The following is a 17,230-nucleotide window of genomic DNA, read 5'->3' on the forward strand; positions in this document are numbered from 1 at the left end:
CTACGAAAATTTAACAACATTAGAACTACTTGAAAGTTCGCAAACTGCCAAATGAGACGGTTTTTGTAGGAACTACTACATTAGAGTTGTTGAAAAATTAATTCGCCATCGATTTTCGTTGTATGGAAACTGTCGATTGAAGTAGTTTTGTTGAACTCCACTATAGAATTTTTCAACAACTCTATTTTATTAAAAATTTCTAAAGAATGATCACGTAAAATTCTTTGAGGTTTTAAGACAAGTTCTATGTCAAACTCACGTTTGTCTAACTCAACAAACACTCCTCATGGATTTCGTTTTATAGAGTAAAATTGAGTTCAGTCGAAGTATTGCGAAACAAATAACCGACTAATCAGTGTTTATTGAAAGAATTTTATTGAGGAAATGAAACTGGGGTCGAAGGAGTTGTACTTGTCTCTCCGGATAGAATTCTACTAGGTAGTTTGCAAAATTGATTACATCGATCCATACATTGTCTTTGTTTTGCGCTTCTATAACCTATAATTGGTAAGAAAATAGAAGTAAAAGGATACCATTCCTCCATACAGTTTGCCTGACATTTAGAGAGTAACTGAGTGCAGGCGTTTTCGTAAGAGAATTTAGATTCTTGACCGATCAGTGCAAACCCTTCCGGAGAAAGTCCGATTCGTTTTTTTTCTTGGATCAGTTTGGCGCGTTCCACTTGCGTAAGATTGGCGTCTTCTGCGGTAGGAAAAGCGTCTGGTGATGGAGCATTTTTTCCTTTTTTAGGATTGGGAGAATCCCAGTCGACTCGGGCAAAACAATTCGTGGTTATAATGGAAGCGCAAAAAAAGCAGATCAGAAAAAAACGAACAACAAATTTTGAATCCATCGTAAAACTACAGTCTCAATGAATAAATTCTTACAAAAGATTAAAAAAAATCTACTCAAATCCTGGTTTGAAAGTTGTTTAAAGGTCCGTCGGTTTAAAAAAACGATAGGAAATAAATTTCAAAAATCAGAATACAGATGAAAAAGAATCGATTTCAATCTTTTATAAAAAGTGTGAGCGTTAATATGAGAATTTTGTTTTTTCTGATCTGGGTAGTATGGTTTCTTTCTTGCACCAGTGCTGGGCGAGATGGAGAAGTGGCGCTTAAAACAGTTTCTCGTTCTTTTGCTCCAAAACAACTCAACAGAACTCCATTTGAAGGTTTTTCGGTCGTTTTACCGGAAGATGCCGATTTAGATTCTGCTCCTTTAGTTCGCTTATCAAAATCCATTCGAGAAGAAGGATTAGAGGTTCGTTCTCTTTTGATTTTAAAAGATGGGAAGTTGGTCATGGAACGTTATGCGGGAGGTGTCACTAGAAATCATAACCATAGCGTTTATTCGGTCACAAAAACGGTTACTTCTACATTACTCGGGATTTTGAATTTTGAAGGAGTTTTAAAAAACGTAGACGAACCGGTGATGGATTCACTTCGTTCCCTGGGAAATTTACCTTTTCCTTTGCTAGAAGGAAAAGAATCTTTAAGATTGAGAGATGTTCTGCATATGGCTTCCGGAATGCGTTGGTCCGAATTTCCGGAACGAGAAGATATAAGAACGGCGGAAGATCCGCTTGTAATTGCTCTATTGCCCGAAGTGAAAGATAAACCAGGAACGAAGTTTGATTACAGTAATGGGGACTCACAACTTGCAGCTGCGGTTTTGGAAAATAAGTCTGGATCTACACTGCTTCAGTTTGCTGAAAAAACTTTATTCTCTTGGTTGGATTTTAAAGATTATGAATGGTACACCTCTCCTTCGGGAAGACAGACCGCTGGTTTTGGTTTGAGATTAAGGCCTGTGGATATGTTGAAACTAGGGATTTTATATTTGAATAACGGAAATTATAAAGGCAAAAAAATTCTTAAACCGGATTGGATCAGACAGGCGATCAAACCGGGAGCTTCCCAAAATTATGGTTATCAACTTTGGACGCATCAGTTTGAAGGTAAAAAGACTTTTATGGCCAATGGAAAAGGAAGTCAGTTCGTGTATGTGATTCCTCATAGAAGAATGGTAATTGTAGTCACTTCTGCGATTTGGGATAAACCTATCAATTTTCTTTTGGATAAAATTCTCGAAAATGTAAAGGAAGCTTTGGATTCAAAAGATAAGAAAAAAATTCCGGAAAAAGAAACTCGGTTTTTAGAAGAAATACACGAAGCGTCTCTCACAATCGGGAATTCGGCTCTTTGGAAGGATTTAGATGAACCTCATTTAGTTCATCAAAAAAAATAAATATTATAATATATTGAATTTATTTTATTATCTTGTATATCGTTTGGTAAAAATTTAAGAGCAACTTCTATAAAGAATTTGTCCAAATATTTTGAAAGGTATAAAATGATAATTTTTTATTATTAGAGTTGTTGAAAAATTCCCTAGTTCCGATTAACAAAACTGCTTCAATCGATTATTTCATAAAACAGAAACAAGATGGAGAATTAATTTTTCAAAAATTCTATTATATAATTTTCACGTGTCCGAGTAATAATTTGTGGGAACTACTACATTTTGTTACTGAATCACTATGGTAATCGTTCCTGAAAAAATGAAAAATTCAAATTTTGAGACTAAAAGAAGAGGATCGAAAGAATTTCAAAAAATTTGAGCTTTTTTCCAGTTTAATTTTCATCGCGTTTTCTATAATTTTTTGATTCTTTCCGGTGATTTTGTTTTTTACTATTTGTTCTTGGATGGCGTTTTATTTATGTTATACGACATTTGAAGCCTTTTTCAGGGACGATCATGTAACAAGAGTGTCCTTACTTTATATCTAAAATGTTAATGATCGTTAAAACTTCTAATCATTAGAATAGTAGTAACAGCTTCGTAATGAATATGAGTTTGGCTGAGAGAGAATTTTTTAAAAGTATGAGTTCCCACAATTTTAGAATTTATTCTTACCGATCTCTATCCAATTGAGAACCGTAAATTTTTATTACAAAGCCCTATTTCAGCGTAAAATACGGACACTTATTTTATAGTTCTGAGTAAAATCGTGATTTGTGGTAGTTCCCACATTTAAAGAGTCGATCTAAAACGTTTAGATTCCAACTTTTTCAGAAAAATAAATTATGGATTTCTCATGTCGAACTTACGCTAATTCTAATCGTGATTTTTTTAGATTTAGGACAACTTCTTGTTCTTAAGAAAGGATTTTTGCCTGTAAGGTCAGAGTTACGACCGCTTTGAAAAATGAGAATTTTTTTAGAACTATCTTGCAAGACTAGACGCTAAAAAAAGAATTCTAAGATAATTTAAAGAGGTATCTATGAGTGAACTCAAAACGGGAGCTAAAGCACCTGGTTTTTCTGCGCTTAACGAAAAAGGTGAAAAGGTTAAACTTTCCGATTTGTCCGGGCCAAAAGGAACTGTACTTTATTTTTATCCAAAAGATCAAACTCCAGGCTGTACGACCGAAGCTTGCGATTTTAGGGATAATTTTTCAAGGATTAAAAAAACTGGATTTAATGTGGTTGGGGTATCAAAAGACAGTGTGAAATCGCATCAGAAATTTATTGAAAAGCAGGAACTAAACTTCACACTCATCTCGGACGAGGACGGAAAAATTTGCGAGGACTATGGAGTTTGGCAAATGAAAAAATTCATGGGAAGAGAATTTATGGGAATTGTAAGAACTACATTCTTGATCGGAGCGGACGGAAAAATTCTCAAGGTATATCCCAAAGTCAGCGTGAAAGGACATGTAGATGAAATCCTTTCCGACATTAAAACATTGGAGAAAAAATGAAACTGGATAAAAATAAAATCCAAATCTCGATCGGGAAAAATCCTTCTAAGACGTTTTATAAATTACAACTTCTTTTAAAAGATCATTTTCCTGAGAATTTAAAGACGAAATTCTCTTTTCAAACTGCTTCTGGAATTTTTACGGGAGAAAACGGACAGATTTTTACAGATGAAGTCGAAAAAATCATTTATTTAGGGTTAGGCGAAACTTCCAAAATAAAAATCAGGGGAGTCGCACAACATTTTTTTCAATTTGGAGAGAAACTTAAAAAGTGGGAAGGTGTGGGTTTAGAAATTCATCTTCCAAAGGTTTTGACCAACTCGCTTTCAGCGGACTTAGTAGTTTATCAAATTGTAAACTCTTTAGAACAAGGAGCTTATGCGATTAACGTTTTGGCAAAAGAATACAAAGAAAATTCCAAAAAAATAGGGAACGTATCTTTTATACTTCAAGACGCAGCAAAATTGAAAGAAGCAGAAAAAGGACTCAAACGAGGAAAGATCGTTAGCCGTTATATCAACGGAGTTCGTCATATCGCTCATCTTCCTGCAAACCATTTTACTCCGGAAGAATTTGTCTCTAGATCTAAAGAAATCGCAAAAGACAACGGGCTTAAAATTACAGTCTTTGACGAACCTCAATTAAAAAAAGAAAAAATGGGGGGAATCCTTTCCGTTTGCGAAGGTTCTGATAAAAAAGCGAAAATGATTCTTTTGGAATATACTCCAGTAAAACCAATTACGAAGAAAAAACTTGCGATCATCGGCAAGGGACTCACTTTTGATTCGGGTGGGATCAGCATTAAACCGGCTCAGGATATGCACGAAATGAAATACGATATGTGTGGAGCGGCTACGGCAATCCATGCGATCGGGGCGATCGCCGAACTAGGATTAGGTGTTCCTGTAATTGCAGCGATTGGAGTTGCGGAAAATATGCCTGACGCCGCAGCTATCAAACCGGGAGACGTATATACTGCATATAACGGAATTACTGTGGAAGTTCAAAATACGGACGCGGAAGGTCGTTTAGTTTTGGGAGATGTACTCTCTTATGTAGGAAAAAAATTTAAACCGGATTACATGTTGGATCTTGCAACTTTAACTGGAGCGATTATCATTTCTTTAGGACACGAAGCTGCCGGTGTGATGAGTAACTCCGATGTTCTTACAAATCTATTAAAAGAAGCGTCTATTTCTTCGGATGAAAGAATTTGGGAAATGCCTCTTTGGGAGGAATATTCAGAAGACTTAAAAAGTGACATTGCAGACATTCGAAACGTGGCTGGAAGGGCCGGGGGTTCTTTGTCAGCGGCGAAGTTTTTGGAAAGATTTGTGGAACCCGGGATCGCTTGGGCACATATTGATATTGCAGGAACTGCTTGGAGAAAAAAAACTTCTGGAACTCAAATTGGTAACGGGCCAACCGGATACGGGGTTCGACTTTTAGTAGATTTGGTTGAAAAGATTGGCAAAAAGAAATAGAAGATACAGTCGTATATTAGATTTATATGTTTCTTTTGTAAAATGATTCTGCACTTTTTACATGAGACTATAAAGTTTTAGTTTACAAATTGATAATTTTTGTTTGTAAAATTTAAAGATTTGGATCGGGCCAAATCATAGGATACAAAACTTTGACCATTCTTTGTTTTGATCGTTGGCCTCGGAAGTTTACACAACATTATGAATCTTTCATGTATTACTCAGAGTTATATAAGATCTATCTCAAAGCCTATCTAACGATCCTTAGGAAGTGAGATTGGGTTTCACAAAATGCTGTAACTCATATAGAAATTATAGTAACAGAAAAATGTTAAAAAACTATAAATCATTCGATACTGCGATTTCTGTGGGAACTACTACATTTTATTGTGAGTTTAAAGACGATTGATTCTAAGGTTTTGGGACAAGCTCATGATTATTACTCGGATGTATAAAAATAATACAATTCTGAAATTGTTTTGAAACTTAAAATGTGGGATCTCCCACAAACCATGATTTTACAAGCAATTCTTAAAATTGTAAGAATTCATACTTTTATAAAATTTTTTCTTACGTTCCTATTCACGTTAATTATTACTCGAACGCATGAAAATAATACGATTTTGAGACTGTTTCAAAATGTGGGATCTCACACAAAAAAGCCAATGATTTCAAGCTGGATATAATTTCGGCGTAAAAAAAATTGGGACGAAATCCGGCGTTGCAGAATCGTGTTTTTAACTCCAGTCAATAATTGCATGAAAGAAACGTAATATGATATTTCGTCTTAAGCTACGACCTAAAACGCGACCCGCAAAACTCAGCAAATGCCTCTCTAAGGATCGGCAGCGTTTTATTGAATTTAAGAAGTGAAACGCTGAGCTTCAATCGTTCTCGCATTGTATGATACCGAATACGCATTAACCGACACTTTGTCGCAACATTTACGGGAACTCAATTTTCTAGGGATCAGTAATAGAATGGGGTTTGCCAACTTCTATAAAATAGAGTATCTAAAAAATTCTATAAGAAACGGCTGGGTTTGTTTCAAAATTAATGTTGCATTATTCTATAAGATTGTAAGAACGATAGTTATTTAGAAAAAAATAGATTTAACGGATCGTTTTTGTCCTTCTTAAAAAAGAATTATAATGAAACTTATTTTAACTTTTGCTAATAAATTTCGAAAACGAATTTTAACATTAATCCAATCCTTAAGATTTTTTTTAAAATTAGCTTTGATCGTATTTGGTGTTTCCAGTTGTGTATATGCAGATACTATACCTTCTAAGGTGAATGAAATTGCACTTCCGTCGGAAAGTACACGGGTTCGGTTTAAAAAAAATTCTTTTCCGGATTTTGTACAAAATCTTCCGTTAAAATCGGATCGAACTCTTTGGACATATAAAAAAGAGAATATCATTCGACGTTATGATACAATTGCAATTTTAGACGTTCCACTTTTGTTTCAGAGTGATTTAGAGCAATGCGCGGATTATACGATGCGTATATGGGCAGAATATCATAAACAAAACAACCATTTAAATCGGCTGTATCTTTTTGATTATAATGGAAATCAAAAGTTTTTTTCCAAAAGCGGACTTTCTTACTTTTCCTTCTTGAGAAAAGCGTTCGCGTCTTCCAACTCGTATTCTATTAAAAAAGGTGGAAAAATTATTTCGGAAACGGATTTAAAACCAGGAGATTTGTTTGTCCAGAATGAAACTGGAGGAATTGGACACGTCTCTATGATTTTAGATTTAGCAGAAAATCGAAAAGGAGAAAAATTCTTTTTGATTGGATTCAGTTTTATGCCAGCTCAGGAAATGCATATTGAAAGAGCACCTAAAGAATTTGGTTCTCGGGGCTGGTTTACCTATTCCGGTTTTATTTCTCATCTGAAAGAATCGTATCCATATGGGCATTCTGTTTTGAGAAGATTTTAGAATTGTAATTTGTAAGCTTATCGAACTTTTATTTTTAATATTATAAATTTTTAATGTATTTGTGTGAGACGGTTTTTTGGATGTATGACGCCGTTTGAAAATAAAGACGATTGTTGTATAATGTTTTCTGTATATACTTTATTGACCAGAGTTTAGCCCGTTCTGGCTGCCGAGGGCACCTGGATTCGTTCAGATTTTCTTACATCGAATTCACGCTATTTAAATCAGTAAAAGTGTGGGAACTACCACCACGATTGAAATACAGAAAGTTTTTGAAAAAGCGCAATGAGACTAAATCTGTGGGAACTACTGCGAATTGAGAATTTTACGTTGAAGTTTTGAAATGTGGGAACTCCAGCATTTTATTAGAAACTTCTAAAAGATTATGCTTTTAGTAAAATGTGTGCGGTTTATCCTTATTTTAACGTGAGTTTGGCATAAGGAAATTTTCTAAAAGTATGAGTCTCTACAATTTTAGAATTTATTCCTAAAATCGTAATTTGTAAGAGTTCCCACATCATTTTACAGATAAATCTAAGTTTTGTGGTAGTTCCCACATTTAAAAAATCAATTTGTAGAGTTCAGATTTCAAAATTATGAGTTTTTTACGTAGAACTCACGTTATTTTAAATTTCTAAAATTTTTCATGAATGCTGATAAACTTTCAAAAAACGTAATAAACTTCTAAAGTTACAAATTTAGTCTTTTTCAAAAAGAAGTCTTAAAGAAAATAAAGTAGTAAAACCCCAAGCGAACAAAAAGGCATAAAATTTCCAACTGAAGACGTAGTCTGTAGTATTAAGAAAGTTCACAAAAAAAGATTCTGGAAAGAAAATACCGGCTAACGCACCTAAGCCGAGAAGAAATTGAACACTCAAAAGAAAAATATCTAACCAATGAGAGCGCCAAAACGAACCAAAGAAAAAAACACCTGCGGAAAGAAAAATAAAATAAAAGTTAGACGAAACTCTAAGCCCCTCGGTTTCTTCGCCGCCTAAATTGATCGTATATTCGATCCAAGTTGAAAGACTAAATAAAAGTTGAAGAGTAAGTGTAATAAAAAGACCTTTTTCAGAAATGGATTTTTCTTTCCAGAATTCTTGAAACCTTCCAGAGAAAGAAAGATAAAACGTAAGCCATTCTTTCAAAACCAGAGGAACCGAACGAAAGCTCCACTGAATATCTTTCCAAAGATTACGAAACATCTTCAACCTGAAAGGTCACTTCCACTTCCACAGGAGCATTCAAAGGAAGAGAAGAAACACCCACTGCAAAACGTGCATGACGTCCCGTTTCTCCAAACACGGAAAGAAAAAAATTACTGCTATGATTGGCTACTAAATGGTGTTCCGAAAAGTTCGGACTAGAAGCTACAAAAACTCCGACTTTTATCACCTTAATGATTTTATCCGGATCACCACAAACTGCCGAAGCCGCCGCAATTGCGTTTAAGCTGGCTTGAATGGTGGCTTCTTTTACGTCTTCGATGGAAAGGTCTTCGCCCAATTTACCGGAAAGAATCAACTGTCCTTCCTTAAGAGGGAGTTGACCGGAAGTAAAAACTAAATTTCCGGATCGGTTTGCTGGAATATACGCTGCGATTGCTTGAGGAGGGGGTGGAAGTTTATAACCAAGGGATTCGATTTTATTTAAAATGTTCATTACTTTCTAAAGAATCATAGAAGATCCTTCCAGAAAGATAGTATCCCTCGATTTTTCAAGCAGTTTCGAAAAAAGGAATTTTCTTTCTTTTCCCTTTTGGTTTCACTAGATCCAGAGAATGTATCCGAAACTTGAACTTGTTCCCCATCCTCAATATCCCGAACAATATCAAATCTGCAAAAGAACCGGGGTTTGTTACTATAAACTTGCTAAATTTAGGGAATACAAGGACTCTTATTTTTTAGAAGAATATAAAAACCAATACCAAAAAACCTATTACGAGGACGAAACTTCTCTTCGTATATTGGCACAAAGACGGCTTAAAATTATACGAAAGTTTCAAGATCCAATGAGAGCGACTTTGTTCGAACTTGGATCGGCCGCAGGATTTTTTTTAGACGAGGCTCGAAAAGAGGGTTATCAAGTAACTGGTCTTGAAATTTCACCTGCCGAAGCTCAGTATTCTCAAAAGACTTTGGGACTGGAAGTTTTCTGTGCTTCTTTTTTAGAGGAGAATGTATTACAAGGTCGTATCTTTGACGTAGTATCTGCCTTCTTTGTAATAGAACACTTTCCAGATGCGGATTTTGTATTTGAAAAGTTAACGAATCTAGTCAAACCAGGAGGATTTTTATTCTTAGGTTTGCCTTCTCTTTATGGCCCAACGTTTCAAACGAATCCGGAAGAATGGTTTCGCACACATCCATCAGACCATTTTTGGGATTACAGCCCAGGGTCTCTGAAAAAAATGTTGAAAGGATACGGTTTTAAGACTGAGTATAGGAAACCGATGTCCTACCACCCGTCCCGAGATCGGGGTTGGAGAGGAAAAACACTGAATCATCGTCTTTTTACATGTCTTTCAGACCTCGCCTGTTATGGTGATACATTCCACTTAATCGCTCAGAAGCAGCACACATGAAATTTGAAGAACTATCCATCCATCCAAAATTACTTTCTGCCATTCAAGAAATCGGATATACGGAACTAACTCCGATCCAAGAGAAATCGATTCCACATGGATTGGAAGGAAAAGATATTACCGGACTTGCACAAACCGGAACCGGAAAAACCGTCGCGTTTTTAATTCCTGTCATTCATAACATTCTAACCAAAGGAATACAAGGAATTGCAGCGCTCGTATTAGCTCCCACAAGAGAACTTACGATGCAGATCGCGGAAGAGGCAAAAAAATTACTCAAACATTCCGAAGGAATCCGATCAGTCCCGATTATAGGAGGAACCGATTACAAGTCCCAAAATAAGGATTTAGAAGGATTAAACGGAATTATCGTCGCTACTCCCGGAAGATTAATCGATATGATTAAGTCTGGTTCTATTGATATATCGAACGTAGAATTTTTTGTACTCGATGAAGCGGATCGAATGTTGGATATGGGATTTATCCAAGACATCCGTTGGCTTTTACATAAGTGTAAGAATCGGAAACAGACCTTGTTGTATTCCGCTACTTTGTCTGTGGAAGTGATGAGGCTCGCCTATCGTTTCTTAAACGAACCAGTAGAAATTCAAATCAATCCTGAAAAGATTATCACCGAAAGAATTGATCAGAAAATTGTTCATTTGGGAAGAGAAGAAAAAATTCCTTATATGACCAATCTAATCATAAACTCAAAAGAAGAAGGTCAAGGGATCATATTCACAAATTATAAAGCGAATATTCCAAAAATTGTATATACTCTCCGTAAATATGGGGTTCCAGTAACCGGAATATCTTCCGAATTGGATCAGAAAAAAAGACTTAGACTTCTCCGAGATTTTAAATCCGGAAAATACAGATACATGGTCGCAACCGACGTCGCTTCCAGAGGAATTGACGTAGAAAATATAGATATCGTCTATAATTACGATCTTCCTCAGGATACCGAAAATTACGTACACAGAATCGGTAGAACTGCACGGGCGGGAAGAAAAGGAAAAGCGATTGGTTTTTGTTCCGAATCAGATTACGTGGAACTAGAAAAGATAGAAAAATATCTAAAACAAAAGATCGAAATTTTAGAAGTAAACGAAGAATATATTCAGTTTCCTGCAGGTGATTTTCAATCTTTTATTGGGGGGGATTCTTACGATCGAGAAAAAGAAACTCATTTTAAACAAAATGGGAAACGTCCTCACGACAACGACCGCGCCCCACATAAACACGATCGAAATCGCAAAAGGGATAAACGACATACAAGTCATACACATTCTACCGCGAAAGATTCTCACAAGAAAAAACCGGCTGCTGCAATTCAAGAAGCAGAGTTATTTTTGCAAAAGGCGGATTCCGTTTTATCCTCAGAACCGAAAGGAAAAAAATCTGCAAAAGACCAACATAGATTTCAGAACAAAGACAAACAGAGCCGAACGGGGCGTGGTGCACAGAATAGTCGAAATCAGAATAAAAATCAACAGTTCGGTAAACAATACGATAAAAACAAACGGAATCTATTCGATATAAACGATACGGTAAAAGAAGATACTAAAAAGAAAAAGGTTTCGATTTGGCAAAAAATCAAATCTATCTTTGGGGGCTGATCTTATTTTTACTAAGTTTGTGGAATTTGGAAGCCAAAGTTTCCATTTCTACACAGTCTTCTAAACGTTATGTGCGCTTTGAAGATGTTCAAAGAGAATTTCCTTCTCTCAAATCTACGTTTAATCCCGCGACTTTTGTTGGATCGATTCAACATCCTTCCGGAGAAGTTCGTTTTAGAGTAGGTTCTTCTTTTTATACGTTCAATCAAACTATAGAAAAAATTTCCGTTCCGATTCTTTATAAAGAAAAAGATTTTCTGATTCCTCCTGAAATTGTAGAAGCTCTTTTTGTACAACTTATGCCAGAGGATGTTCGTTACGAATATAAGGAAAACGTGTTGGAGTTGGAAGTATTGCCTAGTGCCGAAAAATTGGAAGTTAAGACAATTCTTATAGACGCTGGACATGGAGGAAAGGACCCAGGAACCTTGTCGAATGATGGAACCAACGAAAAGTCAGTCGCTTTACAAGTGGCAAAGATTCTACAAAAATTTTTTGAAAAAGTATATCCTACGATCAACATAGTATTAACGAGGGCTGACGACACTTTTATAGAATTGGAACGTAGATCCGAGATTGCAAATCGGGAACTCAAAAAAAACGGAAGCACTTTGTTTATCAGTCTTCATTGTAATTCGTCCATCAACGAAGAAGTGAACGGATTCGAGATCTATTATCTTTCACAAACCCCTTCTACAGAATCGGCAAGAGAAACCGCACTTTTAGAAAATAAAATTCTCAAAGCGAAGGGAAGTCCAGTCGTCAAAAAAATTCAGGCCGGAATGATGTCTTCTTTGATTCAGAGAAGGAGTAGAATCTTGGCGAGATCTTTGGAATCGGAGATGAAAAAAAAGCTCCAACCTCAAATCCTGTCCAGGGGAGTGAAAAAGGCGGATTTTTCAGTCCTGGGAGGAAGTCTTATGCCTGCGGTTCTCGTAGAGATGGGGTATCTTTCTCATGAAAAAGAATCCAAACTTTTGCAGAGCAAGAGTTTACAAGTAAAGATAGCGAAAAGCATTGTAGAAGGAATCCGTGGATATGAATTGGCAAAACATTAAAGAATCTGCAAATACGATTAAAGATACAATTTGGGAAGCGGCCCTAAGAGCGGTAGAAAAAATCAATCAAGGATACCTTTGGCTTTTTCGTACTGCGAGCGAGGACGGAGTTTCTCGTAAAACCTTATTTCTCACTTATTCGTGGATCGGGGTCGTTTTATTTTTTACTTCGTTTATACTTTCGGGTAACAGTCCTTTTGTCACTTTAGTCCCATTTTCACTTTATGAGTTAGGTAACCGGGATCATAGGACCGAAATAACAATTTACGTTTCTGATGGAGAACGCCAGGTCTTTCCGGTTCGTAGAAAAGTTCTTTTGGAGGATGAAGAGTTTCGTCATAAAACGATGATACTCATCGGAGAAATTAGCGAATCTTCTTATTTTGATAAAACCTTAGAGGGAGGAAAAGGAGAACATTATAAAAATCTAAAGCGTCTTCCCGAAATCCAATACGCGGTAAAAGCGATTTGGAAAAACGGAGGAACATTGATTTTAGATTTTAGAAAATCCACTCTTCAGGAAATTCTTTCTGGAATGAAATTTAGAATCGATTATACTTATGCTCGAAGGATGAACGACGAAGAAAAACAAAAGGAAATCGCTCGAAAAAAAATGGCACTTTTGGATTCTACCTTTCTAGCTTTGGAAAAAACCGTTTTCGAGAATTTTCAAGACATTCAGAGCGTGGAATATAGGTTAGACGGGTTATCCGAAAACATCTCCGGAATGGAATATTCTCTCGATTTATCACATAAAAGGAATTGATTCACTTTTCTCGTCTGTTTTTTTGGCCGATACTAAAAACAAGATGAAATCCAAATTTCTGGATCGTTTGTTATCGATCGGTAAATTTAAGAATTTTTCCAAAAATATAAGAAATATCGCATATAAGATATTCGGCGCCAAATTACGAACTAACTTACAGCGTGTTCAAAAACTTCTCGAGCGATTCATAAAAAACGAGACGTTTAAGTTTATTTTTACTTTCTCAAAAAGATTAAGTCGGATAATTCAATCTTTCACTTCTATTGGCGCTTTCAAAGCTCAAAGCCTCGTCGTTCAACGGGTTCTGTCTCGATTCTTATTAAAAAATTTGAATCTAAAAAAATCGTTTTTAATTTGTTTTCTTATTGTATTCATTTTAGTGGAAAATCTATCATCATCTTCCGATCTGCAAATATCACCGGATATACAAAATATCACCGATTTTAGGACAGATCGTTTAGCATTTCATTTCATTCAACTTGTGGATAAGGAAGGTAAAACCTTGTCCGAAACCAATCCAAATCGGGATTCTTCCGAAGCAACTCTCTTAATTATTTATAAAGGACAACTAACGTTACTTAAGGACGGCTACGACGATCCAAATCAAATTCGAGAAAAGGAAAGGGAATACCTGGTCAAAATTTCCAATTACGTAAGACTGAGAGAGTTAGAATCGGAATATTATAAACTTCCCGAATCGGAGAGGACTGTACATTCAAATCGATCTCAAGACGTAGGTTCCACTTCTGTAAATAAAACTTCCGATGCTACGCCGGGTTCAAGTTCATCAACTAACACAGGTGAGATGGTTCAAGTTTCCAGCGAACCTTTGAAAAAAACGAAAGAGTTGGATCTTCTTTTAAAATATGATGAAGAGTTATTGAAAAATTATGCTTCTGAAAGAGCTGTAAGTGGGGAACTTGAAAGATCAGAACGTTTTTATGGAAAAGATTCTCCAAAAACGACTACGATTCGTTTTAGGGCGGAAGAACTCAGAAAAAAAGTAAACGAAAGAAGAAACATACTAATCAATTTCCTGAAAAATCCGGGAGCTTCCACCAATCCATATCCGGGTGATAGAAAAGATCAGGCTTTTTATACAAATACCGTGAATGGTATTCCCGATTTTTATCTACACTCTACTACTCCTAGGGAACTTGACGGTCAGATGAAAGGAGAAGAAGAAGTCGGCAAAAAATATGGAGAGTTATATAAACTCGCAAGGGATAAGTTAATCGATTCTCAAATTAGAAAATTATACTATTATCTTTGGAATCGGGAAATGACAAACACTCGGGTCAAAGTGGATAAGTGGAAAAAAGGAAAAAAAATAGTGGTAGTTGCTGGGGATTCCACGATTTTTACGATGATCGATAAGGAAGGAGACGGAGTTACGGAATCCTTTTTTGTAGATAGTCCGGGGGTTCGTTTTTCTTGGGGAAGAAATCTTCCGAACGTAATTTCCATTTCTAATTGTACAGACGAAACCATACTTTCTAAAATTAAAAATTTGACCGAGGATGTTTCATCCGGTAGAGTTCCGGAAAAAGTAGATAAAATCGATCTTACGGTTCCAGAAGAACAATTGGTGATCGAACTCGGACCTAAGATTCCACAGTAATACTGAAAGCTTGTTCAAACAAAACCTAAAAATTACAAAGGTTTTATGGTGGAAGAATTGCTAGAAAGTTCGCAAATGTAAGAGTAATATTTTTTAGTAGTTTATAAAATTATTATATTTGAAACTATGTAATAAACAACTCAATCAAATGGATTGCACATCAATCCCATGAATTCAGAGAAATAAAAGTTGGGAGAATCTGGCGTTTTCGGATCTCACTTTTAACTCTAATCAATAAATTGCATCAAAGAAACATAATGCAATATTTTGTCTTAAGTTACAATTTATTATAAAATGTGATCTGTCGGGCACTCATCGGAAGCGTTTTATTGAGTTCAAGAAGTGAGACACTGGATTTGAAAGGGAGTTTTGCTAGGTCCCTTGCGCTACGATCGTTTTCTCATTGGCTATACCAAAAACACGTTAACCTAACGTGGATTTGGTGTAAAGAGCCCATGACGCTGAGAAAAGCTGGAGTCCTACTGATCTCTAGAAAATTGAGTACCATTAATTTTATCACAAAACGCTGATTCTATGTAAAATATTAGGTACCTTATTATATAGTTAAGAGTAATTTTGCAGATTGATTCTTTAAATATAGGAACTACCACAATTTATAAAATAGAAGTTTATAAGAATTGAATCTGTCGTATTCAAGTATGGGAACTGCTGCAAATCACGATTTTGCAAACAAATTCTAACATTGTAGGGACTCTTACTTTTAGAAAATTTTTTCTTACACCGAACTTGCGTTAATCTACATTTTGCCTATAATATTTATAGGCACTCAATTTTGTAGAAGTCAGTAGGGATTTATAAAATATTATCCGTTATACTTTTTTGTTTTGGAAAATTTTATAGTTTATAAAGTCTTTATAAAATAAATTTTTAATGAATTATAATCATGAAAATGTTGTATATAAAAGTTTGATTTGAAATCATTTTTGGGTTTTATGGTGGTTTCTCTGAAATAATTTCTTGTTTTTACTGCCTTTGCTTTTGAAAGTTTTTAAAAGAGTTATGTATTTGTGATATTCGTTAACTATTTTATACTCTAATTTAAAATATTACTGATCTCTATAAGGTTGAATACTGAAAATTTTCGGGATAAAAAGCCTATTGAGTGCAAAATATTATGATCTTGTCCCAAAGCCTCAAAAAAATTTACGGGATAATTCTTTAGAAATTTTTAATAAAATGCAGTAGTTCCTACAAATTAGGTTGTATTTGGCAATTTGCAAACTTTCGAGAAGTTCTAATATCGTTAAATTTTCATAGTAGTTTCCACTTTTGAAGTTTTAGAACAAGCTTTTATATTTCTAAGTAATTCGCTAACATTCTAATTTTTATAATAGAGTTTTTAAAAATTAATTCTCATTTGTTTCTGCTACACTGAATTGGAAGATTGAAGCGGTTTTGTTTATGTATCGACTATTGAATTTTTTAACAATTATAATATAAAATTAATAGTTTATTAATTTTATAAGTGCTTTTTTACGGATCTACTTTTATAAGTTAGATTTTAAATATTATAATATATTTAAAATCAATACGTTCTTTTTCTTATTTATGAATATAAAGTAATTATAATGTTTTGCTTTGAAATAAGGCTAAGGCTTGCGATAAAAAATTAAAGTATTCTATTTTATAGAGATTAATAGTATTACAAAGATTAGATGCTTATTTGTGTGTGATTGGAGTGATTTTTGTAGGTTTTCGATTTTTCATTAATAAGATAAATTCATTTTCAGAATTTAAATCACTTTGTTTGGTTTTTCAAGTCCTGAAATTTACGCACAGTTTAAAAGTGAACCTTTCTAAATCGTTATCAGTAAGATGTAGGAACTTTTACATTTTACTGATGAAGTTTCTGTAATAGTTCCCACATTTTTGTGAAACTAAAGTGCTTGGCTTGCTAAACTCAATGATTACCATAACCTTACCCACAAGTATTTGGATCTCAATATAAATCTGTGGAATTACGACAAATCCTCTGCAAAATTTAGTTCCCACCCCACAACGCGATTCATAAAGAGCGTTGTGTTGAGTTTTTCCTATTTTTGGGTGGGAGGTGGAAAGGCTTGGGAAAATTTTTATCTATCAGAAAAACATACTTTTTGCAAGTAAAAAGACTCATTCTTGTCGGAACACTTGAAAAATGTGCGTTTTTAATTCTTCTGATTCTAAAATCCTATTCAACTTGTGGGTGCTCTCTCCTATGTTTCTTGTGTCAATCCCTTCCGCAATTTTATTACATAAGACCATATTGAGTTAATTTTCGATTCAATACTTTTTCAGGCATAGAATCGAAAAGTTCTCCCGTTTTAATCATTGTGTAAAGGATTTCGATCATTTTGCGAGAAGTGGCTATGATTGATTTTTTAGC

The 17,230-nt window shown here is 35.0% G+C and carries 12 protein-coding genes and 1 pseudogene; 9 read left to right on the forward strand and 4 right to left on the reverse strand.

The window, feature by feature from the left end; all coding sequences use genetic code 11:
* Positions 1 to 373 precede the first annotated feature (373 nt).
* Positions 374 to 853 carry an LIC_10730 family protein gene (locus BW942_RS13200; protein ID WP_000377463.1) on the reverse strand — a complete coding sequence of 160 codons (480 nt, stop codon included), beginning with the start codon at positions 851 to 853 and terminating at the stop codon, positions 374 to 376.
* A gap of 137 nt (positions 854 to 990) precedes the next feature.
* Between BW942_RS13200 and BW942_RS13205 the strand changes: the two genes are divergently transcribed.
* The 4 genes from BW942_RS13205 to BW942_RS13220 all read left to right on the forward strand — a co-directional run bounded on the left by BW942_RS13205 (position 991) and on the right by BW942_RS13220 (position 7,196).
* Positions 991 to 2,250, forward strand: coding sequence for a serine hydrolase domain-containing protein (locus BW942_RS13205; RefSeq protein WP_000742170.1), 1,260 nt, complete (start codon positions 991 to 993; stop codon positions 2,248 to 2,250).
* Positions 2,251 to 3,286: 1,036 nt separating this feature from the next.
* Entirely contained in the window at positions 3,287 to 3,766 is a 480-nt protein-coding gene (gene bcp / locus BW942_RS13210) for a thioredoxin-dependent thiol peroxidase (protein WP_001292536.1), read from the forward strand.
* On the forward strand, positions 3,763 to 5,250 hold the full coding sequence (locus tag BW942_RS13215) for a leucyl aminopeptidase family protein (RefSeq protein ID WP_000762682.1): 1,488 nt from the start codon (positions 3,763 to 3,765) through the stop codon (positions 5,248 to 5,250). The genes bcp and BW942_RS13215 overlap by 4 nt, the downstream gene beginning before the upstream one ends.
* A gap of 1,151 nt (positions 5,251 to 6,401) precedes the next feature.
* The gene (locus BW942_RS13220) at positions 6,402 to 7,196 is read left to right on the forward strand and encodes a DUF4846 domain-containing protein (RefSeq protein WP_000767160.1); all 795 of its coding nucleotides are present in this window, start codon (positions 6,402 to 6,404) and stop codon (positions 7,194 to 7,196) included.
* Positions 7,197 to 7,894: 698 nt separating this feature from the next.
* Here BW942_RS13220 and BW942_RS13230 read toward each other — a convergent pair.
* Both BW942_RS13230 and BW942_RS13235 read right to left on the reverse strand, forming a co-directional pair.
* Positions 7,895 to 8,401, reverse strand: a complete 507-nt coding sequence (locus tag BW942_RS13230; protein WP_000489535.1) for a hypothetical protein — start codon at positions 8,399 to 8,401, stop codon at positions 7,895 to 7,897.
* Positions 8,391 to 8,858: a RidA family protein gene (locus BW942_RS13235; protein ID WP_001023796.1), complete on the reverse strand. Its 468-nt coding sequence runs from the start codon at positions 8,856 to 8,858 to the stop codon at positions 8,391 to 8,393. Before BW942_RS13235 ends, BW942_RS13230 begins: the two co-directional genes overlap by 11 nt.
* A 118-nt stretch (positions 8,859 to 8,976) precedes the next feature.
* On the opposite strand from BW942_RS13235, the gene BW942_RS13240 reads away from it, so the two are divergent.
* The 5 genes from BW942_RS13240 to BW942_RS13260 are packed head-to-tail and all read left to right on the forward strand — an operon-like array spanning position 8,977 to position 14,844.
* A complete protein-coding gene (locus tag BW942_RS13240; RefSeq protein ID WP_000283287.1) occupies positions 8,977 to 9,780 on the forward strand; it encodes a class I SAM-dependent methyltransferase in 804 nt (267 codons plus the stop codon).
* A complete protein-coding gene (locus BW942_RS13245; protein WP_000667199.1) occupies positions 9,777 to 11,399 on the forward strand; it encodes a DEAD/DEAH box helicase in 1,623 nt (540 codons plus the stop codon). The genes BW942_RS13240 and BW942_RS13245 overlap by 4 nt, the downstream gene beginning before the upstream one ends.
* Complete coding sequence (locus BW942_RS13250) at positions 11,366 to 12,457, forward strand: N-acetylmuramoyl-L-alanine amidase family protein (protein WP_002968904.1); 1,092 nt, start codon at positions 11,366 to 11,368, stop codon at positions 12,455 to 12,457. The genes BW942_RS13245 and BW942_RS13250 overlap by 34 nt, the downstream gene beginning before the upstream one ends.
* Positions 12,438 to 13,223, forward strand: a complete 786-nt coding sequence (locus BW942_RS13255) for an LIC_10740 family protein (protein ID WP_001104455.1) — start codon at positions 12,438 to 12,440, stop codon at positions 13,221 to 13,223. Before BW942_RS13250 ends, BW942_RS13255 begins: the two co-directional genes overlap by 20 nt.
* A gap of 43 nt (positions 13,224 to 13,266) precedes the next feature.
* Entirely contained in the window at positions 13,267 to 14,844 is a 1,578-nt protein-coding gene (locus BW942_RS13260; RefSeq protein ID WP_000836885.1) for a hypothetical protein, read from the forward strand.
* A gap of 2,251 nt (positions 14,845 to 17,095) precedes the next feature.
* Here the strand turns inward: BW942_RS13260 and BW942_RS21035 are convergent.
* Positions 17,096 to 17,230 (reverse strand): annotated as a pseudogene (locus tag BW942_RS21035) (IS110 family transposase); the annotation flags it as partial.

Source organism: Leptospira interrogans (assembly GCF_900156205.1).
In the GTDB taxonomy this organism is placed as follows: Bacteria; Spirochaetota; Leptospiria; order Leptospirales; family Leptospiraceae; genus Leptospira; species Leptospira interrogans.